Here is a 20,912-nt window from a genome sequence, read left to right as displayed (position 1 = left end):
CTTCGTTGCTGTTGGTCGGGTCGTCTCCCCGGTCGAGCCGCGGAGAGTACGAACCGGCCGTCGCCGCATTGCCGGGGCGGGTGATCAGGGTGCGCCGACCAATGTGTACTGCGGATCGAGCGTTGCCGCATTGCGTCCGTCCGCCATCTCCTCGAGCTCCGGCAACGGGGGCGTCCGGAACCCGGCGTCGACCGCGCGTTGCGCAACCTTGTCGAATCGGCGCATTGCGGTGCTTGCGGCCTTGGCCCGCGTGAGCGTGGCGATTTCCGCGTAGCTGTGCTGTTCGATGATTCGCAGTCGGGCCGTCTCTTTCACAACAGGCTCGAAGTCGGCGCACGTGTCGATGAAGTCGAGGAGGTTCTCGATGGTCTGGGCTTCGTCCGGCAACACGAATGGCTCTTGCGAGTCCTCCGGCGCATTGCCGACCTTCAGGGCATCGGCGTTGCGCCCGTCCAGTGCGCTGCGCGCAACGTGCTCCTCAGTGAGGGTCGCAACGTCGGTGAGGTCATCTGGGTTCGCTTCGGTTGGTTGCGCGGCATCCGCAACGCCAGTGGAACCCTCGGGTCCGGCCGCGGCGGTCTCACGGCTGTCGTCGGGTGCCGAGGAGTCGTCTGCTGTTGCAGCGTCGGCGAACTGCGCAACGGCGTGAGCAATGCGAGGCGCAACGTTCGGGTCCTGTGCAACGTCGAGGTCCTGTGCAATGTCGAGATCCGGCGCAATGCTCGGGGCACCGAGGGACGCAATGTGGCCGACGTTCCGTGTCGATGCCGGCATCGACTTAGCCGCCACCGTCGGGTAATCGGTCGTGATGTCCTCACCGTCCGGCTGTTCGAGGTCGCGGGTGTCTCGGACGACCGCGGTGTACTCGGTGTGGGCGGTGCCGATGGCCTTGATGAGGATTCCGACACCGTGGGTGAAAGCCAAGACCAAGAGTGGTGGAATGACTGCAATGAGGGAGGCGCCGGTTGGAGTCAGTGGGGTGTATCCCAGGTCGATGCCCGCTGCAACACTCCGCGCAGCTGCTTCGCCGGCGCGGTAGGCGTGGTAGGCGTTGCCGAAGACGCTGATGAAGACGACGACCACGGCGAGCCAGAGAAAGAAGTGCTTACCCGTTGCGCTGCCGTTGATTTTGCTTAGCGCAACGATGGCGATCGTTGCGCCGAGGATTGCGCCGTCGACGATGGCGGGGAAGATCCAGGTGAGGTAGTGCGGGATTCCGGCCTGCATTGCGAGGTCGCGTTGCACGGCGAACGAGAGTACGAACGCTCCGGTGGTGATGCCGACCGCAATGGCGATCGCAACGATTAGGGCGGCAATCAGGGCGCGGAGCTGGATTTGTGCTGCTCGGATACTAAGGTCGTTCATGATCGGGGTTTCCTTCCACGGGGTCCCGGTCCACGAGGCCCCCGCCGGCGCAATCGGCGGGGGCCTCCTTATGTTGGTGCGGCCAGTGCGTCGCGGTGGGCATGTCTCGAACCACAAAGTGCCCACCTAGCACCGATAGCTAGTGTTGCTATCGGTGCTAGCAGCCGTTTTTGGTCAGGTACTCGATAAGCGCGGCGTCGGTGACCGACGAGATGGTGATGCTCCGGTCCCCGGTCTCGTAGCGCAGCTTGTCCACACCGCGCGTCAGGCGCGCCTTGGTCGAGGGCCGCAACCGCACGTTGTGTTGTTCGCTGAGCTTCTCGACAGGCGATGCCGTCTCGGGCGCAGGAGACAAGACCGGCGTGACGGGCACGTCGGCGACAGACCTGATGGTCGATTCGGTCGGAAGTTGCGTCGGCTGCTCGTCGACGGCGGCCGGGGTGGGGTCTTTGACGACCCGGGGGCGCTCAGGAAGATCTGCGGCAGGGTGCGCCGGCCTGCGGATAGCGGGTTCACGTTGGACGCTCATACGGTTGCTCCTGCGGTCTTGATGGGTAGTTCGTTGAGAAGGTCGGTGTAGGCGAGCTGCAATGACAGGGATTTTCCGCCGGTGAATTTGTGGATGGGGGTGCGCGCGCTGTGTGCGTCCTGCCGGGTGGCGTATTCCGGGATGGTGGTGCGCGCGACGAGGTCGCCGTAGACCTCGCGCAGTTCGCTCTCCCGGAATCGGTGTTCGCCTGTCCCCCGCTGTCGGCTGAGGACGATCTTGTCGATAGCCAGGTTCGGGTTGGGGCGTCGCTGGACGTTCTCGACGGTTTCGAAGAGCTTGGTGACGCCTTGAACGCTGTCGATGGTGGGCTCGGTTACTGCGATGACCCCGTCCACTGCGCAGAAGACGGCGAAGAGGAGTTTGCCGAGCGACGGTGGGCAGTCGAAGAGGACGGCGTCGTAGGCGGAGAGGTCGAGGCCTTCGAAGGCGATGTCGAGGCGGAAGATGAGGTCGTTGGCCCCATCCGATTCGATGTTCGCGAGCGTCTGGTCGGCCGGGATCAGATCGACGCCGTCCCATGGGGTGGCAATGATGGCGTCGATCGCCGTGCCCGATTCGGTTCGGCTCATCAGGTCGTAGGTTGTCAGCATCTCGTCGGTGATGGTGACGCCTACGCCGTTGGTGGCGTTGCCCTGGGGGTCGACGTCGACAATGAGGACGTGTCCGCCGGCGTTGCTTATTGCGCTCGCGAGACCGAGGGTCGTGGCGGTCTTGCCCACTCCCCCCTTCTGATTGCAGATCGCGCATTTGCGTGTCATGACTTGGTTTCCGTTCCGTCGAGGCCAGGAGACTTCCAGATGCGCGCGATGAGCGTTAGTGCAACTCCGCACGCTCGCGTAGGGAGCATAGCCAGGCTTGGCCGCTGAACTAGCTCGACACGCCGAGCAACGCTAGCGCTCTTTGCTAGGTGAGCTAGCGTTCATAGCCTAACTAGTGGCTCTAGTTTGGCTTTCATAGCAATCGACGCTTCCGACGCAAACATAGCTAGGACGTCTATGGTTGCGACCCTATCTACAGTCTCTGTAATAGCTTTGCTCACAACAGTTACTGCACTAGTTTTCATAGCGACATTAGATACGACTGCGCTTATAGCGATGACAGCAACGATCGATAGCCAAACTTCCGTCGCAAGCATCGCGCTCTTAGCTCTGTTCGCACTCATAGCTCTGCAAGCACCCCTACGCCCCCTAGGCTGCATAGCCAGCTTATTAAGGCTAGAACGCCTAGAAAGGCTCGAAAGGCAAGTCGGACTAGACATGCAAGCGACCATAGAAAGCGGCGCAACTATAGCGCTCATACGGCGTCTAGCTCCGATAGATATCGTTGCTGATGTCTCTCTGATAGCGACGATTGCGGGAATTGCTGCGCTACAACGAGTAGCTGCGATCGTCGCCATAGCAGAACTATCCGCGCTATGAAGACTAGAGTCGATAGCCCAGTTAGACCGGATATTTGCGCTTCCCTCCCTGCTACCAAAGCGGATCCCGTCAATGCTATCGGAGCTAGCGTTGATATTTCAGCAGGTCAGGAAGTCGTCGGCGGCAACTATGCCACGAGGCACCGTCACGCGAAACGCACCCCTCCACCAGATCGCATCCGCCTAGGCACGGGCGGAACCCGGGGAAACAGAACAGGCCGGCTTCGAGTCTTCATAGCTCGACATGCCGCCCGAGCGGACCTCGCCCCGGATCCACCAAGTACGATTCTCGAGCTAGCGGCGCTCCGCTAGCTAGGCTAGCGGTCCAATCTCTGTGAGCGAGAACTGCTATTTCCGCCAGCGGCGTAAGTGCAACGGTCGCTATACCGCTAGCTACTATGTCGCTCCTAGCAGCCGTCGGCACGCGAGCAATCAACGCTCGCATAGATAGAGCCCCGTGGAGTGGTGTAAATCGTTGAGCGCGTGGCGCTGTGATTGCGGTGATCATACCGTAAGGGCGGTGGATTCCTCCTTCTTCGCGGGGATGTCGGCGTGCCCGGCCGAGGATTCCGGCTCGGGGGCGCGCAGTTGTGCCATCGATTCCTCGGATAGGTAGCGGCGGTCACCGACCTGCCATTCCTCGTGGGTTTCGATGAGCACACAGGTCGCCAACCGGAGCAGCGCCGCGGGGTTGGGGAAGATCCCCACCACGTCAGTGCGGCGCTTGACCTCCCGATTGAGGCGTTCGAGGGGATTGGTCGACCACACCTTGCACCAGTGCGGTTTGGGGAAGTCCGCGAACGCGGTGATCTGCTCCTTGCAGTCGCTCAACATCGTTGCCACCGCGGGAAACTGGGGTTCGAGCATGGCCGCGACGGTGTCCACCTGTTGCCGCACATCTTTCCCGGCGGGTTGGCTGAAGATGGTGCGGATGGCGGCGGCGACCATCTCCGCCTGCCCCTTGGGGACACGGGCGAGAACGTTGCGCAGGAAGTGCACCCGACACCTCTGCCACGCCACCCCGAGCAGCACGGTGTCGATCGCGGCCCGTAGACCGCTGTGGTGGTCGGAGATGACCAGCTGAACCCCATGCAGGCCGCGTGCACGCAGACTCCGCAGGAACTCGGCCCAGAACGCCTCGGTCTCGCTGTCCCCGACCGCGCAGCCCAGGACCTCGCGTCGCCCGTCGGCGGCCACCCCGGTGGCGATCACCACCGCCTGTGAGACCACCGCAGCTCCTCGCCCGCCGCGCCTGCCACCGGCACGGGCCTTGCAGTAGGTGGCGTCGAGGAACACGTACGGAAACTCCTGTCCGCCCAGCTCACGGGTGTTGAAGGCGGTCACCTCCTCGTCCAGGTCGGCGCAGATCCGCGAGACCTCGGACTTGGAGATTCCGGTGTCCGATCCGAGAGCGGTGACGAGGTCGTCGACCTTGCGGGTCGACACCCCGTGCACGTAGGCCTCCATGATCACCGCGTGCAGTGCACGGTCGACGCGCCGGCGGGGCTCGAGCAGCGACGGGAAGAACGATCCGGACCGCAGCTTGGCGATCTTGACGTCCAGGTCGCCGCTGGTGGTGGTGACCGTCTTCGTTCGGGTGCCGTTGCGGCTGGTGGTGCGCTCGTCGGTGCGTTGGTAGCGGTCGGCGCCGATGTGGGCGGTGGTCTCGGCCTCGATCAGTGCCTGCAGGATCGTGGTCAGCAATGTCCGCATCACGTCGCCGCCGTCGGCGGTGCGCAGTGACTCGGTCAGGGCGAGTAGGGCAGACTGGTCCAGGGCCATCGCGTGGCTCCTCTCGTGGAAACTTTGGTCGGTTTCTCACAGAGCCTCACGCGGTGGCCGTCCTCATAGGGAACGACACGCGGTCACCCTCGGGCCTTCCGGATTTACACCACCCGAGGGGACTCAAACCTCGCATAGCTAATCGAGATCTCTGCAATAGCGTTACTTTGCTATCTAGCGTCTCTAGCAACGCTACGTAGCATGACTAGCATCGCACCGTGGGTTACATCGCTTTCGCAACGAGCGCACATTCGCTGGACAGCGCGTCGCAGAGAAGCATTCCCCCGGGTTAAGAAGGAAGCGGCAGGACGTGTGAATCAGGTGTGCACAGAGCCGACGGTTCAGGGCAGTAATCGGTGGGCGAGTTGTTCGGCGTTGAGTTGCCGAATGCCGTCGTCGACCGCTTGGCGGTCGGTAAGGTCGACGCCTCGCTCGATGAGCGCTGCGGCCACCTGTTTGGCCGGGCCCCAGGTAGTTTCATCGTCGAATGCGTCATGGAACTCGGTAGGAAGGTGTCTACAGCATCAACGACGCGGCTGATCCATTGGCGGTCGATCTCCTGTTGGGTCAGCGCGAAGGTCAGCCATCGGCGCAACACGAAGGGCAGTGCGTTGCGTTGGTCGGCGTCGAGGACTGCTTTGCGGGGAAGCCAATCGGTGAGCAGCAGCATCACCTCGCCCGGGCTCCAGCACAGCGGTCCGGCGCCTATGTAGCCGTCGCCGTAGTCCAGGAACAGCTCTGCCAGCGACCGGCTCACCTCGTCGTCGCTTCCGATGTCGTTGAGGAAGTCCTCGACCAGTTGGCGGCGCCATTGCTCGGGAAGTCCGACGTGTTCGGGCCATTCTGGCAGGTAGTTCCGGCAGCGGGACCATGCCAGCGCCCGGTGATCGCAAAAGTCCTCGTCGGCGGTGCGGGGCCAGGTCATGTCGGTGGTGCGTAACGCGTGCGCGAGATCGGCGAGCACCTCGGCGACCGGGACCGACTGGAGCGGCATCGGTGCCTCGTCGGGCTCGCGCAGCTGGTCCCACGTGGTGGCTGCGCCAGGATTCAAGAGAGCAAGCTTGTCGATCATCAGCCCGCCGACCTGGTAGATATTCGCCATCAATGTGTGTGGGTGCGGTCCGTCGTAGTCAATGAACAGGACCCGTTCGCTCTCGTACACGTCGACCGCGCGCCACGCTGCGGTCGGAGTCCACGCCGCGACGGTGTGCCAGGCCGGCAGTGGTTGGGTTTCGGCCAAGATGCCGAGGGTGTCGGTCAGCATGGAAAGGTCGGCCGCAGGTGCGACCCGCGCGAGCGCGTCGACCGCGGCCAGCGAGTGCGGGGACGGTGTGGAGCATGCTCGGCCGGTGACCTGCATGCACAGTAGGTGCTCGGGTTCGTGTTCGGTCAGTGCCGCCATCGACCACGCCTCGCCGAGCCACCCGCTGGCCCAGGTCTCGGCGGTGAGCACATCGTCGATTTCGAGGAGTTGCCGGGCGTCGAGCAGCAGAAGATCGGCTGGGTGAAGTTGCCGAGGAGCACGGCGAACGGGTCGGCTTTTGCCGCCCTTGCGGCGGCCACGGCTCTTGGGCATATCCGCAGTCCACCACAGACATCGACCACGGCGCCATCACGACGCGCCGTCCGGTGAGATTTCGGCGACGTCCATATCTGCCGTCACGTGACAGAAACCGTAGGTAGCCCCGGGTATCAACGCTCGCCTAACTATTCGCAATAGCCAGAACTACCTAGTGTTGCTAGCTCGCATTGCTAGCAACACTAGGTCAGCGTTACTTGGCTGCCGAATAGCCGGGGAGGACGCGGTGCCCGTTGAGCGCGACCGCTGGGGTCGTGCGCCGTTGAAAAGTCTTCATCCACGAAGATGGGGGGGTGAACCGCCTGCTGTGCGAGAGGGTCGACTTCGATTACCAGGCGTACGAGGCCATCTCGGAACTGCTGGTGGGCAGGTGGTGCGGTGTCAGAGTTGCGTCTGCCCACGCTCAGGCATCATGTGTCCCTCATAGTGACGTTCTTGCGAGCTGGACCGCGAACCACGACTGCGGTTTCCACGACTGCGCGTGCCTCATCGGAAAGGGCGAGAATCGCGTGATCTCTAGCCTGGACCGTGGCCTCGTCGTAGGCGTGGACAACGACGTTGTCGTCGGCCCACACAACCGAGTGGTCACACGCTCTGATGAATGCGTGATTATGAGCTACAACGCGGCACTGGTCGAAGGCAGTAACCGTCGCGTGTGTGTAGGCCCAGACATGAACTTGCCCGGTGACTTCCACGGTCGTCGCGTCAGTGGCGACGATGTGCGCGGTCGCGGGTAGTGGTGAGTCGAGATGAATCCGTGCCTGCGATCCAGCGGTAAACCGCAAGGTCCACTCGTCGCCGGCCGATGCGAAGGTTTTGTCGTCGAGTTCGATTAGCTGACCTGCAGTGTCAACCACGACTGTTTTGGCGCCGTTGCGGAGACGCTCGCGGATCGAGTCTGCGTTGCGGCTGATGCGGGGAGGCGCCTGGACTCGGCTGACATAGACCCGTGGGTGGCGTTGGGTCGATCGGGACACGGTGTTCTTCTTACCCACGAGCGCACTCCGTTCTGTGCGAGTCGGCCACGATGATTGCCGCAGTATATGGCCGAGACTCGGTGGGGAGTGGTACCTCGCTCGGCGCGGTGGTGATCGTCCGCGGCCGGTCCGACCAGCGTTGCCCTATGTGCATGGTGCGCCGAGGATCGATGGGCATGGTTACGCCGCCTGCCTTTGGGGTGCCAGGGTGGCGCGGATCTGTTCCATGAGCGCTTTTCGGTGCTCAGGCGACGCCGCTGCGCGACGGGATCGTTCGCGTTCGGCGTCACGCTCAGCCCTGCGCTGTGCGCTGTGCGCAGCCTCTGCGGCGCGTTGCTCGCTGGGGGAGAGGCCCGACCAGTCGATTCTGGACAAACGCCAGGTCAGATATCCGATCGGCGAGCGAACAGTGTCTGGCCAGAGCTCACCTCGCGAGACGGTGTCAGCGGTCAAAGCTTGGGCGATATCCCGTCCTGTCCAGCGGGTGGTGTCGATTCCTGCGCGATCGATGACGTCGCACACCGCGCCGATGTGACCGCTGGGTGCGACGACTGGAGCTGCGGCGACCAGGGCAGAGGCGGCTCGTTGGAGATTTATCGGGCGCGGGTTCGTCTGATTCGAGGATGAGGGTTGGCTCTCGCGCGCGCCCGCGCGTTTGGTGATTACTTCTCTACAAGAGATCCCCTTCGGGGAAAAACCACTCAAAGATAGGGGGTCACGGTCACGGTCGCGGGCTTGGGGATTGGGATTCGAACCCGTCGGGGTGGTGTGGCGAGCGTGCTTCGCCGCGCGGTGTGTCCTGCGGGGGGAGCTGCCGCGCTTTTTTGGTTGTGGGGGAGCGGGGGTGGCTGCGACGAGGTCAGGTGGGGAGGATAGAGCCCATACGCTCGCAGCGCGGTGCTGACGCCCACCGTGGTGGACTTCTGCAGCTTGGAATTCACGCGTAGTCAGGGTGCGGCCCCGTACCAGCTCGAAGCCGAGGTGTAGTGCTTTCAGCACGCGGCGACCTCGTTTGACCACCGATTCAGACACACCAGCGCGGGCGGCGAGATTCTGGACGGTGGCAGTAACGCGGCGCCCAGTTTTCGAGTCGGCTGACGACGCGTGCACGGCAGCGACGGCGACCATACTTTCGACGCCGATCCTGTGTCGGGCGGCTGCGGCGCGTCCGGCGGCGGTCTTGGTGACTGCGTACCGGACCTGTCGCATCCATCCGTCGCGACTTGTCCAGATCGGGATGCTTGCTTCTTGGCCGGGATTGACGGGCAGCGTCCAAGATTTGCCGCGCTGATCGGTATCCGTATTGAGTTGTCGCAGCTCGTCAATCCACGGCGTCTGAAGTGGTTGCGTCGCCGGTTGCGTGGTTTGGGGAACCGGCGAGTGTGATTTATCCCACGACACGCCGAAATCGGAATGTTCAACCGTGGAAAGGGCATCAGGGTATGCGTTACCCTGGGACGTACCTAGTAGCACAGGTAATCCCTTCGGGGAATGCAGTACCGAGTCGAAGAGGCTGCACACTTCTTCTTCTCACCTCAGGGAATGACCGTCCTGCCAGACGATCGCCCTAGACGGGAGGACCTGCCAGTCCTCCCAGCGGGATTCATTGACTAAACCCACCCCCGCCCGGGGGTCCCTTTTGGGTGGTACCGCTGCTCTTGAATTAGCTATCGAGGTAGTTCCGATCCGCTAGTCGCCAGGCCCACCGCCCTCCTCCGCTGGAAGGGCCGGTACGCGCATACGCAGCACCGGAAGTCGCAGATCAGAACCCGCAGATTCCGTCGCGTAATAGGCGCCCTGGTAGGCCAACACAGGTGTAGCGCCGTCGAAAGGGTCTCGCCCGTGCGGGAGTGTCGTAGCCGGCACGTGGTCTCGTTGAGACAGACACGTGACTGACTGGAGGTTCGCAGGCAGGGCAGAGTTGCGGCCGTGCGTTATCATGGAGTAAGCACCGCCTCTTCCTTTCGAGGTAGTGGTGGTCAGGGAGCTGGTAAGGTCCCGAAATTTCATACACGGACAACCCCCGACGCCGCCAAGCCCTGGGGGTTGTTCCGTGTTCAGGTATCGTTCATGCGCCCATCGCCAATTGCTCGATGCGATGCAGCGACCCTGCAGCTTCGATTTCAAGTAGCCGGAGTTGTTCCGGTCGAATTTTCTCGCTGATGTAATCCGGGATGTCCAGTCCGTGCGTGATGGCGAGGATAAGCACGGAGTAGTCGCCAGCAGGGATGCCGAGTTCGGCTGCCCGACTCTCGTAAACCTTGTGGTGTCTGAGGGGCGCGCGGGTAGCGATTTGCCCGCGGGGGCCCTTGTTGTGCTGTGCCATGAGGAAACCCTAGATCGAACCTGTAACCGATACGGGTAACCCGCACTCTTCGGTGTGTCGCATGTGACTGAAGTGGTCATCACAGGTGGCTGCCTTTCGTGCACGAATCGGTGGGTCAGGATTGAATGGATGTGGCCGCGGGGGTTCAAGCAAGCCTGCTTCCAGCAGGCGCGACAAGATTGGGTGATCGGGACCGATCTGCCCTGCTCTGAAGCGCGCTGAACCTGTACTGCTACGCGGGATGTCGGTGGAGAAGTAGACGGGCGAGCGAAGCGACCTCACGGATCTGCTCAAGGGAAGCCGTTTCAGGATCCGTCACGACCAAGTCGATGACATCGACAAGCTTCTCTCGGGCGCCCACACTCAGGGTCAGCGCCTCAGCTGAGATCACCAGAGGACCGCACTTGGCGAGAAGTTGCTCGGAAAGCACGGTAGGTGTCGCGACGCCGTCCGAAACGATCCTGGCGCAGATGACATCCTGCATCGGGACGAGTTCCCACCGGCGCCCGAGGAAGTCGACAGCACCGACGGCGGTCATGCTGCGACTCCTGTCGCCGAACCCTGAAAACAGGCCTCCCAGGCATCGATAGCGGCGTTGATGCGGGCCTCCGCGACATCGGAGGGTCGAGTGGCGAGTTGCGCCCAGAACGCGCAGGAGACGGTCTCGGCACCGCTGAACTCGATGCCGGCCAGATAGTCGCAGGCGTCGATAGCGGAATCCGACACTGCAGCCCAGGCGTAGTCGGCGGCCTCGGATCGTGCGCGGCCGCCCTTGATCGTCGCAATGCAATCGATGACCTGCCAGCGTGCTTTAAGCGCGCTGACCTGGTCTGCAACTGAGTCAGCACCCGCTGACCAGTCGATAGACGTTGCCCGACAGAGTTCGGCCACGGTGTGTGCTGCCGATGCACTGAAGCCCGGGATGGTGCCGAGGCCCCAGCGTGGGTTGGCGTATAGATCTGCGAACCAGTTCCAGCGAATCTCCGCTGGCCCTTCGGTGGCAGGGGTCAGTGCTTGTCCGCTGGCCATCAGATAGACCCGGTCGGTGAGTGACGTCATGCCGCGACCTCGCAAGTCTTGGCTGCACTTGATGAGAGTCGTCGAGATGGTGCGGCGGGGCATTTGGTGCGGGCACTGCGGCCGCGGCGGATCGCATACTCGTTGAGCTCGGCGCGGGTGACGGCTCGTCCGGTAGTGGTGAACAGCAGGCCCGCGATGATCTGCTCCAGGGGGCGTTGGCCGGAATCGAGTTGGATGTTTAGTTCCTTCCGGCACTTCGTCAGGAGCGGGCATTCAGAGCAGATATCCATGGCCTTCCGCCACGACGGGAGATCGATGTCCTTGACCGTCCAGTCGGACCCCTTCCCAGCGCAGAGACCGCGAGTGGGGGACGAGCTGGGGGTGACGTGCATGAGTAGCCGGGACTCAAGAACATTTCGAATCCGGCGATAGGTGGGGCAGAATCGGACGGTCGCGGAGTACACGAAGCCGCAGCGAGGGCACCGATGATTGCCGGTGTGCTCGTCGGCCAGCCTTAACAGCTGCTCGTCCGAGTGGTCGGCGAGCGCTCGAACGTGGGTCGACCGCATGCCGCGGTCGGCGAGTACACGCAGTGCTCGAGCGGCTGCGGAACATAGCGGTTGGCTCTGGGTGCCGACGTATCCGCACCCGGAGCATTTCCCGTCTACTCGCTTATGCATAGCGAGTACGCGTCGCGGATCGGTCTCAATCTCAGGAGGCGCTGGGCGCGTAGTTGACGCGCCAACTAACGTATTCATGGCAGAGGGTCCATTTCTGCATTCGAAGTGAGGGCGGCTAACCCTTGACTTCTCGGCTCTTCCGGCTGCGGCTAACAGTCGGTTTGGCTGCGGGATCCCCTGGTCGGTGCTAACGACCAGGGGATTTCTCATTTGTTCTGGTGGCTCATCCTCCCCGGTGTGAGCAATGATGTACCGATAAACCGTACCGTTATTGAAGGACGGTGTGTCGAGCCTATATCTGGAGGCGCATGGTGTCTAGCAATGAAGGTCACCCTGTCGCACGGAGAGCCCGGCTCGTGTCTCGAAAAGTAATCCGCGGCTTCGTCCCGACGCGCCTCAAGGCGGCGCGGGAGAAAGCGGGCATGTCGCGCGGAGACCTCGCGCGCATTTCCGATGTCACCGAGACCGCGATCGGCCGGTGGGAGACCGGCGCCCGATCTCCGCAGATCGACCACCTGGCGAAGGTGGTGCGCGGGCTCGGCCTCCAGGTGTCGGACCTCGTCATCGTCCCGTCCGAGGGGCGATACCCCGGTGACTGGCGCATTCTCCTCGGCCTCACCCAGCCGGAGCTCGGCGTCAAGGCTGGCATCAGTACAACGATGGTCGGGGCGATCGAGCGCGGCGAGGCTCGCCTCACCGAGGACGTTGCCGCGAAGCTGTCCGCCGCCCTCGGAATCACGGGCCGCGAGCTGCGTGAGTCGTATGAACGCGCGCGAAGCCGCCCACCGGGTACGCCCGCCTGACCGATGAAGCGGAGCCGCTGACGACTCCGGCCAGGCCTTCGGTGGCGAGCTGGGTGGCGAAACTGGGTGCGCGGTGATAGCGGCCGACGAGTTACCGCCGAGAGGTGAAGTGAGAGTAAGCATTACCGGTTCCCCTGATTCTGCGTAGCTGAAAGCGGACCCAACGCGCTTGCCGCGCGGGCCATCTGCTTCCAACCAGGAATCGCTCACCGGTCGGTGCTCGCGGTCCGAGAGTGCCCTGCACCCTCAGTCGCAGCGGAAAACATACCAACCGGTGTAACGCATGTGCAAGACGAAACGATGGAAAGCCGCTGCGGGTCACGGAACCTGGAGGCCGGGCTATTTCAGAGCAACCGAGAACCTGTTATCGAACCGTCGAGGATTAGCCAGGCACCGCGAAATGTCAACGGGTACCTCCCATATGCTGAGGCAATGGCTATCCAGGGGATGTGGCTGGCTGTCGATATCATCGGCACCCGGCATACAGGGGAAGTGTTCATCCACTCGGCGGCGGGAGAGCGGGTCGCCCGTCGGCTGAAGCGATGTGCGAGCGAACTCGGTCTCGACAGGGCCGGGGAGGCAGTCGTGCGCGCGGTAGTGGAAGCGACTCTCGACGGGCGATCCATTCCGGCGGTTGAAGGGCTGAATGTCGAGACACATCAGATCGACGCGGCCGACGGCACACCCGTGGGACTGATTCTCTGGGTGGGAACTCGCAAGCCGGATCCGCGCCCGATCTACAACGCCTGGGTCCTGGATATGACGGCAAAGACCACGCGCACGAGCGGCGACGATCCCGGCATGATCGGGGACGGCCGGCAGTCCGGCGAGGAACGCCATGTCCAACACCTCTTCACCTGGCTCAACCCTGAGGACGCCTTTTCGATGGTCGGCGGCTACTACGACGCCTTGACCGGTGACGACGGCGATCTCATCCAGAGCTACTGGAGCCTGCGTCCCGGCGGCGAAGAGTACGTCCATATGTGGTCGAGCTGCCGCCTACGCGTCACCAATGAGGGCAACCAGCGGCATCTCTACGGTCTCACACTCAAGATCGAACACCGTGAGCTGGAAGCCAATATCTCGTCCCTCATCCGGTTCAGCAACGCCACGCTGCTTCTCGTCGAAGCCCGAGACAAGATCCCGCTGACCACGATCGGCCGTCTCGCGCCGCTCGGGGAGGATCGGATCACGCAGGTCATGGAGCAAGTCAATCTCGACGAGTTGACCCGAACCGACGGCCAGACGCCATCTGACCAGAAGCTTGAAATCAACGGCGAGCGCTTCATAGCGTCGACCTTTGCGCTGCACTCGGCGCGTGAGAAGCATGGCGACCCGGTCGCCATCATCCTGCTGGTCGAGGAAGACGCAGTTCCGGCACCGGTCTGATATTTCCCACTACATCTTTCCGAACGATGAAATCACTACCTGGAGGTAAACCCTTGCGCGTCCTCGTCACCGGAGCCAACCGAGGAATCGGCGCCGCGATCGCCAGCCATCTCGTTAAAGAGGGGCACACCGTGTGGGGCACGCACCGTGGTTCCGCCGTACCGGACGGCGTCCACGGCGTCGAATGCGATGTGACCGATGACGACTCGGTCGACCGCGCGTTCACCCATGTCGAGACCGAAGACGGTCCCATCGAAGGCGTCGTCGCCAACGCCGGCATCACCGACGACACCCTCGTGATGCGCATGAGCAGCGAGCAGTTCATCCGCGTGGTCGACACCAACCTGACCGGCGTCTTCCGGGTCACCAAGCGAGCGACTCGCAACATGCTCAAGCACCGTGCCGGCCGCATCGTGGTCATCGGCTCGGCCAGCGGCCTTTCGGGCATGCCAGGTCAGGTGAACTACACCGCGGCCAAGGCCGGCGTCGTCGGTATCACCCGCTCGCTGGCCCGCGAACTCGGCTCCCGTGGCATCACGGCCAATGTGATCGCTCCCGGCTTCACTGAGACCGACATGGCCGCGGCGGTCAGCGACAAAGTCGTCGAGACGGCGCTGTCGCACATTCCTCTGGGCCGGTTCGGCAAGCCGGAAGAGGTCGCTGCCACCGCGGCATTCCTGCTGAGCCCGGGTGCTGCATACATCACCGGAACCGTCATCAATGTCGACGGTGGCATCGGTATGGGGCACTGAAATTTAGTATCTGAACTGCATAGACGACACGTCCCTGAGGCTGGGGCCCTTCCTCGGAAGTGCCCCAGCCTTCTGCGTCCGGGGAAAATGCAATCAGCTTCGGTGAGATGACCGGTCCGGGCGGAAGTCGCTGAAGATCCTGGAATGGATCATCTCGGTCGTTGACGGACCATCCTGCGGCTGCGCGGCGCTTTGGGGACGTGGTCGTCCGGTGATCGGCGGCGCAGGGCGTGAGGGTCCGTACTGAGTGTGGAATGCCATCGAGGTCTCCTCGGGTACTTGTAGTTGGAGAAGCGAAGCGAGCAAACTGGTGTTGATCAGTGCAGATGACACGTCCCTGACAGATGGATGTCGGGAAGGTGTCAACTTGCGCAGGTGATGTGGGCGTACATCGCGAATTCCTTGTACGGCGAGTCGACCACCCAATGTGGGGGTGTCTCGTCCTCGAGTTGGACCTCGACCTCGCCGGGCCCGGGCTTGTCCCAGGTGACGCCCATCGAAAAGCGGTTGGGCTCATCCTTCTTAGGCTGAGTCGCCTCGATGATCCCTTCTCTGGTCTCGAAGTCGTGCTCGGGGTAGCCGAGATCGTCGTTCTTCACCTTCACGATCTGAGAGCCGTGCGTGAGCATCGCCTGCCAACCGTCCGGCGCCGTGAACTCGATCTTGAGGTTGTCACCGTCATGGATGCAGCGCGCGGTGACCTGGTCAGCCGCAGACTGGGTGACGAGGCCGTTGCCCTGCTTGTTGCCGACCCCGATGGAGATCGCGTCCTCCCATTGGTCTTTGACCGACGTGTCCACGGGTGGGGAAACCGTTCCGGCGTTGCCCGTCTCGGGCTCCGAGCTGGAGCAGGCTGCCAGGGATAGACCGACCGCCGTGACGGTTGCCGCAGCGAGTGTGGATTTCCTCATCTCAGCCCTTCCCGATCAACGGTGGGGAGTGAAATCCCCTGATGCAGAACATAAGCCAGTCCACTGACCTGGGAAGATAGCATATCCCTGGTGGTAAAACCCAACGCCTACCGCCTGTCTCGTGTTTCTTGAGGGCCGGCCGCGAGCGTTGCCGGAGCATGTCGGTGGTCAGTAGCGGATGTTGTCGATGAGCCAGCGTTCGTTGTTTCGGGTAAGCGTGATCCACACGTTGGTGTCGGGAGTGACCTTTTCGGTCTGGTCGCCGACGATGGCGGTTTGAGAAATGGTGGCGACACGGTGGACGACGGTGTCGGAGTCTGGTGGGCATCCCGAACAGCCAAGGTCGACGTTGGCAACCACTTTGGTGCCCTGGTTCGCCCACTGGTCCCACTGAATGCCGGGCCCGTGCTCAGGGCCGCCGTCGACGATCGTGCGGGCAGAGAATGCCTCGGTAAACCATGGGTGGGCGCGGGCATATGCATCGGAAGGGGAACCGTCAGTTGCCGGGTTCCAGGTGAATGCCACCGTCAAGCCTTGACGGGCCGCATCTTCGGCCGCGCGGGTGCCGGGCGATTGCTGTGGGGTCGTGTCCTCTGGTGCGACGGTGGCACTCGTTGTCGTTGGGTGGCTGCTTGTGGTTGGCGGCGGGGCGCCCGCGTCCGGGTCGTCTCGGTCGTCGCGAGCGAACTGCAGGTATACGAGAAGACCGGCCGTTATAGTCAGGAAGAGAACGACTAGGACCTTACGAACCGTCATCTCCAGTTCCTTTCTGTCCGCGAATATGTGGTTTGACCTGCATAGATGGCATGTCCCCTGGTTAGGTCATTCGCCGGGCCTTCATCCCCGATTGCAACGGCGCCACATTGACGACGTCGCCGGTGGTTGGGGCGTGAACCATTTGGCCGTTGCCGGCAAAGATGCCGACATGGCCGGGGCCACCCGGGCCCCACGAGCCGAAGACGAGATCGCCGGGTTGAGCGTCGTTGATCGGGATCTCGACGCCTACCGTCCACTGCTGCTCCGAGGTGCGGGGGAGCGTGGTCTTACCTCCGCTGGCAGCGAACACGGCGTAGCTGGTCAAACCTGAGCAATCGAACCCGCCACCGGATGGGCCGCCGGTACCGCCACCACCCCACACATACGGGGTGCCGAGGTACTCGCGGGCCGCGTTGACGACCTGTCCGTTGGCCGACTGGCTGGGAATGAATCGTCCGGTCGAGTTTGGGTTCGTGAACTTTGCCCGGGCCTTCATGATCTTGGGAACGTAGTGCTGCGTTTCGGGATACGGAGGAATGCCGCCGTACTGCTGCACTGCGCCGGGGCCGGCGTTGTACGCGGCGAGCGTCAGCTCGACCGGGTCCCCGGTGGCCTTTCCTGCGCCGATCATGCCGGTGACGTCCTGGTGGAGCGCGCACATGAAGTGGGCTTGGGAGAGCACCGCGTCATCGATCGAGTTTGGGTCGGCCTTGCCGTCCCCGTCGTAGTCCTTGCCCCAAGTCGCCCAGGTTCCGGGCATGAACTGGGCCGGGCCCATCGCCCCAGTGGATGAGACCGGTGCGCCCGCGCCCCAGCGGAATCCGTTCTCCTGCTCGAGCTGCGCGGCGATCAGCGGGGAGTCGATCTCCGGGCACACACCACCGGCCTTGCGGATCGGTTCCTCGAACTCGGGCGGAACGATGCCGGAGGCTAGTTCGCCGGCACCGGCGATGCCGAAGCCGGCGCAGTCCGCTGTCGATCGTGATGCGGCGGCGAGCTGCACGTTGTCGCCGCTGTGCGGGGCTGCGGGAGCACCGCCGGCCTGTGCGTTCAGATCGCCGAGCTTGGTCTGCGGATCAACCGCGGTGCCGCCCTGGAGTCGGCCGCCTTCCCAGTACTCGAAGTGCAGATGCGGACCGGTGCTCCCGCCGTCGTTTCCGATGTCGGCGATGTGATCACCGGAGCGCACTTGCTGGCCTTCACGCACATGTAAGCCGTCCGCGAACATGTGGCCATAGACCGTGGAGACGGGCTTCCCGTCGACGTTGCTGTCGATGACGATCCAGTGTCCGAATCCGCTGGCAGTTCCTGACTTGACGACAATGCCGTCGAGCGCGGCGAGGATCTTCGTGCCGACGGGGCCGGCCAGGTCGACACCCTGGTGTAGGGCGCCCCATCGTTCACCGAATCCGGAGGTGAACTGGGTGGTGCCGGGCTCGACCGGTATGCGGATCGGTCCGGACGGGGTGAGGGGGCCGGCTTGACCGTCGGCACGAATGTCGGCCTCGGAGGAGTCGGCCGGAACGGTCTTGCAGTGATCTTTCGGGATTACCGGGATTCCGGAGAACGAGCACGCCGATGTGCCGAGTACGACTGCGAGCGACCCGGTCATCAGCAGCACCCGTGCGGCGCGGCTGACGGTCACAACGCCCCTGGGAGTGGCGTGTCGAGTTCGGGGAGAGGGATCGGTCCGGGGACCGGGACTGGGGCGGGGGAGGGGGTCGGCTTCTGGCTCGGGAGCTCTTCGGTGTCCTCGCTGGCCTGCGGAGTCGTCGTGGGGGCCGCAGTCGGGGTGGTCGGTTCCGGAGTGGTTGTGTTCGGAGTTGGTGTCGAGGAGTTCGGGCCGGGACGATCAGTGGTGTCTGGCGCGAGCATCGCCACCTCGGACATGTCGAGTGTCGGCAGGGGAGTGTCGACCACCCAACGCTGTTCGCCGCCGGTGGTGTCTTCGACGATGAGCGTCACTCGGAGGTTCCCGGCCTGCGTCGGGATCGTCACCTCAGCCTTGCGTGTGCCACCTTCTGCGTTGATCAGTTCGCTGGCTGTCGGACCGGTGATAGCCACCATGGTTTGCGGCCTTGCCGCCAGCAACGTGTCGCCCGGTTGGGTGGAGGTGTATCGGGCGATCACCTCGGCCCACTTCGTATCCGAAGGCGAGGTGTCGACGTATGCGTGTGCGTACGCCATCGCGGTGGCAGTGGCGGTGGCGGCCACCTTGTATGCCGGTTTGCCGGCCACTTCGGACTCGCGGACCGGAGTCAGCTCGTAGCTGATGGGCTCCACCTTTGCCGACGTGGTGCTCGAGGCGGCGGGCGCGGCGGTCTTCGCAGTGTTTGTGGCCGGCTTCTGCTCGCCGAAGACCATGCCGATGATGAACAGTCCCAGGATCGCCGACACGACGGTGATTGCCAGGTTGGCGCGTGAATAGAGCACCCATCGGCGGATCGGAGCGAGGACGGGGTTGGGGCCAGAGGATGTCATCAGTTGTACCTGTCCGTGTTCCGGGGGGAGGTGGACTGATTGCGGAGCGAGGCGTCCCATAGCCGCGCGTGGGACTGCTGGCTCCGCACGCGCTGGCGCGGCGCCGAGTTCGCCACCGACGCGGTGCCGTCAGACGCGGCGGTGCCGCGGTGGGAGGTGTAGACCCGCATCGGTGCGATGGCCGAGCCGAGTCCACCGTCCCAGCGTTGCCCGACCGAGGCGGTGGCCAGTTCCCGACGTGCGCGCCGTTCCTGCTTCTGGGCCTCGGCTTCGTCCTTGTCGAGACGTCGCCACGCGGAGGTACCGGCCAGCAGGGCGCGGTCGGTGTCGCGGTCGCTGAGCTTGTTTCGGCCCTTGGCTATGTCGCTGCTGGCCCCGGCCGCGATCCCTGCGATACGGGCGTCGCGGTCCTCGGTGTCCCTGGCCGAGCCCAAGCGGTCACCGCGACCGAGTTGCTGGCTGAGCAGGTTCTTGCGGGCTCCGGCGCGGGATTCGGCAAGTTCTTGGCGGCGCCGGTTGTTCAGGCCCCGGCCTTCCGGGCGTACCGGGGTGACCGAGGTGTCGTTGTCGTCGAGGTCGCGGCCACCGCGCCGGGCGAACCGCTCCGCGGCCTTCTCAGCGATCGCCGAGGCGGGACCGCCGGCGACGAAGCTTCCGGCCTCGAACAGCTTGCGCTTCATCGACTTCTGGGCGCCGCGGGCCTTGCGGTTGACCATGCTCGCGTTGTTCTGGGTGAAGGTCTGCGTCATCCGCTTGAACGGGCGCATGGCTGACCAGCACACGACAGATAGCAACACCATGAACCACAGGCGCCAGCTGCCGTCGACGGCTCCGTTGCTGGTGACGTAGAGCTGCACCACCATCATCAGGTACAGCGCCACAATGACAGCGCCGGCAACCCCCCACAGGTAGGCAGAGGCGAGCATCCGGAATGCCCGGGCGAGCAGCCCGCCGTGGGCGATGGCGATCGGCACCCACACCGGTGCGAACAGGATTGCCAACCGGATGGCCAGCAGGGCGGTGAGCTTGAGGAGCGATGCGCCGATCCACAGGATCGAGGGCAAGCCCAGTTTGATCATTGCCATGAATCCGGTCGTGGACCGGCCGGATTCTTTGCCCTGGAACTGGTGATATGAGAGCTTGTGGTCCTTTTCCAGGGACGCGACGATCTCGCGGAACTTGTCGGCCTTCTGATCGGCCAGCTCGCTTTGTGCGTTCGGGTCGTCGGCGACCGCTCGCTGTTCGGCATAGCTGAATGCCAGTGCATCTCGCAGCTTCGGACCCAAGCCCGCGGCGTCCTGGGGGTCGTAGTTCGTGCCGAACCACCCCTTGCGCCAGTCCTCGAGGAAGATCTTGTCGAGCAGCACGTTCCGCGGGTCGGTTTCGCCGCCGGCGAGAGTTCCGGCGCCGTCTCCGTTGCCGAACGAGACCGAGAAGATCTCGTCCTGGGTTTCGGTGATCACCGCCCCGAAGGTGCCGTCGGCGATGTCGATGGCTTTCTGCGGCGCCCCGACCATCAATGCGCCCAATGTCAGTGCGGCGGCCGCGACGCCTGCGGTCTTGGTGACCCCCGCGGCGTCCGCCTTGAATGCCTTCCACAGGATGATCGTTGAGGCCACGGTCAGGCCGAGTCCGAGCCAGATTCCGTATACGCCGGACATTCCGGTGACGATGGAGTTGAGGATGCGGTCGAAGTTCTCGAGCGCGGAGCCGACGCCGTCTTCGGCGGCTTGCTGGCCGGTCTTGGTCTGGTCGTCGAGCCAGAATGCGGCCGCCGCGAGCGACTTGCCGATGGTCATGAACATGTTGCCGAGTCCGGTGTCACCGACGGCGTCGGGGGCGCGGACGAGGTCGTTGCCGCAGCCGAGGTCGTAGGTGGACCAGTTCAGCCCCGCCCAGCCGTAGGACTGATAGCCGGTCGAGCCTGGGCCGCCGCCTTCGGGCATCGGTGTCCGGTCGGCGCTGGTGGCGTCGAAGTACGTCTCGAACACGTCGTTGGGGAACTCCGGGCGCGGCACGTCCTTGCAGTCGAACCCGTCGGCGGCGGCGACCGGGCCGCCGGGAGTGATCACCGGTGCCAGCGCCAGTGCCAGCACGACCGCAAACCGCGCCCAGATGCTCACA

General features: G+C 63.8%; 18 protein-coding genes. 3 read left to right on the top strand and 15 right to left on the bottom strand.

The genetic code is table 11. The annotated features are described in order from the left end of the window. Nucleotides 1-84: 84 nt before the first annotated feature. The 10 genes from WKC72_RS39160 to WKC72_RS39115 all read right to left on the bottom strand — a co-directional run bounded on the left by WKC72_RS39160 (nt 85) and on the right by WKC72_RS39115 (nt 11,585). On the bottom strand, nt 85-1,365 hold the full coding sequence (locus tag WKC72_RS39160; RefSeq protein WP_370185189.1) for a DUF2637 domain-containing protein: 1,281 nt from the start codon (nt 1,363-1,365) through the stop codon (nt 85-87). A 157-nt stretch (nt 1,366-1,522) separates the two neighbouring features. Next, nucleotides 1,523-1,894, bottom strand: coding sequence for a hypothetical protein (locus tag WKC72_RS39155; RefSeq protein ID WP_370185187.1), 372 nt, complete (start codon nt 1,892-1,894; stop codon nt 1,523-1,525). After that, nucleotides 1,891-2,673: a ParA family protein gene (locus WKC72_RS39150; protein WP_370185185.1), complete on the bottom strand. Its 783-nt coding sequence runs from the start codon at nt 2,671-2,673 to the stop codon at nt 1,891-1,893. The genes WKC72_RS39155 and WKC72_RS39150 overlap by 4 nt, the downstream gene beginning before the upstream one ends. A 1,163-nt stretch (nt 2,674-3,836) precedes the next feature. Continuing rightward, a complete protein-coding gene (locus WKC72_RS39145) occupies nt 3,837-5,114 on the bottom strand; it encodes an IS256 family transposase (protein ID WP_016884933.1) in 1,278 nt (425 codons plus the stop codon). A gap of 289 nt (nt 5,115-5,403) precedes the next feature. After that, nucleotides 5,404-6,690 carry a hypothetical protein gene (locus WKC72_RS39140; protein ID WP_370185183.1) on the bottom strand — a complete coding sequence of 429 codons (1,287 nt, stop codon included), beginning with the start codon at nt 6,688-6,690 and terminating at the stop codon, nt 5,404-5,406. Between the two features lie 413 nt (nt 6,691-7,103). Further along, nucleotides 7,104-7,688 carry a hypothetical protein gene (locus WKC72_RS39135; protein ID WP_011600540.1) on the bottom strand — a complete coding sequence of 195 codons (585 nt, stop codon included), beginning with the start codon at nt 7,686-7,688 and terminating at the stop codon, nt 7,104-7,106. A gap of 2,050 nt (nt 7,689-9,738) precedes the next feature. Then, entirely contained in the window at nt 9,739-9,996 is a 258-nt protein-coding gene (locus WKC72_RS39130) for a hypothetical protein (protein ID WP_005245100.1), read from the bottom strand. Nucleotides 9,997-10,228: 232 nt separating this feature from the next. Further along, a complete protein-coding gene (locus WKC72_RS39125) occupies nt 10,229-10,534 on the bottom strand; it encodes a hypothetical protein (RefSeq protein ID WP_370185180.1) in 306 nt (101 codons plus the stop codon). Further along, nucleotides 10,531-11,055, bottom strand: coding sequence for a hypothetical protein (locus WKC72_RS39120; RefSeq protein ID WP_370185178.1), 525 nt, complete (start codon nt 11,053-11,055; stop codon nt 10,531-10,533). The genes WKC72_RS39125 and WKC72_RS39120 overlap by 4 nt, the downstream gene beginning before the upstream one ends. Then, nucleotides 11,052-11,585, bottom strand: coding sequence for a hypothetical protein (locus WKC72_RS39115; RefSeq protein WP_370185176.1), 534 nt, complete (start codon nt 11,583-11,585; stop codon nt 11,052-11,054). The genes WKC72_RS39120 and WKC72_RS39115 overlap by 4 nt, the downstream gene beginning before the upstream one ends. Before the next feature lie 467 nt (nt 11,586-12,052). On the opposite strand from WKC72_RS39115, the gene WKC72_RS39110 reads away from it, so the two are divergent. The 3 genes from WKC72_RS39110 (at nt 12,053) to fabG (ending at nt 14,640) form a co-directional block, all read left to right on the top strand. Continuing rightward, nucleotides 12,053-12,499 (top strand): helix-turn-helix domain-containing protein, encoded by a 447-nt coding sequence (locus tag WKC72_RS39110; protein ID WP_370185174.1) that lies wholly within the window; start codon nt 12,053-12,055, stop codon nt 12,497-12,499. 432 nt (nt 12,500-12,931) lie between these two features. Continuing rightward, nucleotides 12,932-13,888: a hypothetical protein gene (locus WKC72_RS39105; protein ID WP_370185172.1), complete on the top strand. Its 957-nt coding sequence runs from the start codon at nt 12,932-12,934 to the stop codon at nt 13,886-13,888. 26 nt (nt 13,889-13,914) lie between these two features. Further along, the gene (gene fabG / locus WKC72_RS39100) at nt 13,915-14,640 is read left to right on the top strand and encodes a 3-oxoacyl-ACP reductase FabG (protein WP_037203227.1); all 726 of its coding nucleotides are present in this window, start codon (nt 13,915-13,917) and stop codon (nt 14,638-14,640) included. 362 nt (nt 14,641-15,002) lie between these two features. On the opposite strand, the gene WKC72_RS39095 is transcribed toward fabG, so the two are convergent. The 5 genes from WKC72_RS39095 to WKC72_RS39075 all read right to left on the bottom strand — a co-directional run bounded on the left by WKC72_RS39095 (nt 15,003) and on the right by WKC72_RS39075 (nt 20,911). Then, a complete protein-coding gene (locus WKC72_RS39095) occupies nt 15,003-15,440 on the bottom strand; it encodes a hypothetical protein (protein ID WP_370185170.1) in 438 nt (145 codons plus the stop codon). Nucleotides 15,441-15,719: 279 nt separating this feature from the next. Beyond that, a complete protein-coding gene (locus WKC72_RS39090; protein WP_370185169.1) occupies nt 15,720-16,307 on the bottom strand; it encodes a hypothetical protein in 588 nt (195 codons plus the stop codon). 61 nt (nt 16,308-16,368) lie between these two features. Continuing rightward, nucleotides 16,369-17,952, bottom strand: coding sequence for a peptidoglycan DD-metalloendopeptidase family protein (locus tag WKC72_RS39085; RefSeq protein ID WP_370185167.1), 1,584 nt, complete (start codon nt 17,950-17,952; stop codon nt 16,369-16,371). After that, nucleotides 17,949-18,788, bottom strand: coding sequence for a hypothetical protein (locus tag WKC72_RS39080; protein WP_370185165.1), 840 nt, complete (start codon nt 18,786-18,788; stop codon nt 17,949-17,951). The genes WKC72_RS39085 and WKC72_RS39080 overlap by 4 nt, the downstream gene beginning before the upstream one ends. Beyond that, nucleotides 18,788-20,911, bottom strand: coding sequence for a hypothetical protein (locus tag WKC72_RS39075; RefSeq protein WP_370185164.1), 2,124 nt, complete (start codon nt 20,909-20,911; stop codon nt 18,788-18,790). Before WKC72_RS39075 ends, WKC72_RS39080 begins: the two co-directional genes overlap by 1 nt. Nucleotide 20,912: the final 1 nt, after the last annotated feature.

This window comes from Rhodococcus wratislaviensis (genome assembly GCF_041228765.1).
Classification (GTDB): domain Bacteria; phylum Actinomycetota; class Actinomycetes; order Mycobacteriales; family Mycobacteriaceae; genus Rhodococcus_F; species Rhodococcus_F wratislaviensis.
Note: the sequence above shows the minus strand (reverse complement) of the source record. Positions and strands in the feature narration are given on the sequence as shown.

What these genes read in the sequence shown, in the direction of transcription:
- WKC72_RS39115 (WP_370185176.1), bottom strand. Translation starts at nt 11,585, where the DNA reads ATGCGGTCGACCCACGTTCGAGCGCTCGCCGACCACTCGGACGAGCAG.
- WKC72_RS39130 (WP_005245100.1), bottom strand. Translation starts at nt 9,996, where the DNA reads ATGGCACAGCACAACAAGGGCCCCCGCGGGCAAATCGCTACCCGCGCG.
- WKC72_RS39155 (WP_370185187.1), bottom strand. Translation starts at nt 1,894, where the DNA reads ATGAGCGTCCAACGTGAACCCGCTATCCGCAGGCCGGCGCACCCTGCC.
- WKC72_RS39105 (WP_370185172.1), top strand. Translation starts at nt 12,932, where the DNA reads ATGGCTATCCAGGGGATGTGGCTGGCTGTCGATATCATCGGCACCCGG.
- fabG (WP_037203227.1), top strand. Translation starts at nt 13,915, where the DNA reads ATGAAATCACTACCTGGAGGTAAACCCTTGCGCGTCCTCGTCACCGGA.
- WKC72_RS39090 (WP_370185169.1), bottom strand. Translation starts at nt 16,307, where the DNA reads ATGACGGTTCGTAAGGTCCTAGTCGTTCTCTTCCTGACTATAACGGCC.
- WKC72_RS39150 (WP_370185185.1), bottom strand. Translation starts at nt 2,673, where the DNA reads ATGACACGCAAATGCGCGATCTGCAATCAGAAGGGGGGAGTGGGCAAG.
- WKC72_RS39160 (WP_370185189.1), bottom strand. Translation starts at nt 1,365, where the DNA reads ATGAACGACCTTAGTATCCGAGCAGCACAAATCCAGCTCCGCGCCCTG.
- WKC72_RS39125 (WP_370185180.1), bottom strand. Translation starts at nt 10,534, where the DNA reads ATGACCGCCGTCGGTGCTGTCGACTTCCTCGGGCGCCGGTGGGAACTC.
- WKC72_RS39080 (WP_370185165.1), bottom strand. Translation starts at nt 18,788, where the DNA reads ATGACATCCTCTGGCCCCAACCCCGTCCTCGCTCCGATCCGCCGATGG.
- WKC72_RS39120 (WP_370185178.1), bottom strand. Translation starts at nt 11,055, where the DNA reads ATGACGTCACTCACCGACCGGGTCTATCTGATGGCCAGCGGACAAGCA.
- WKC72_RS39145 (WP_016884933.1), bottom strand. Translation starts at nt 5,114, where the DNA reads ATGGCCCTGGACCAGTCTGCCCTACTCGCCCTGACCGAGTCACTGCGC.
- WKC72_RS39140 (WP_370185183.1), bottom strand. Translation starts at nt 6,690, where the DNA reads ATGCCCAAGAGCCGTGGCCGCCGCAAGGGCGGCAAAAGCCGACCCGTT.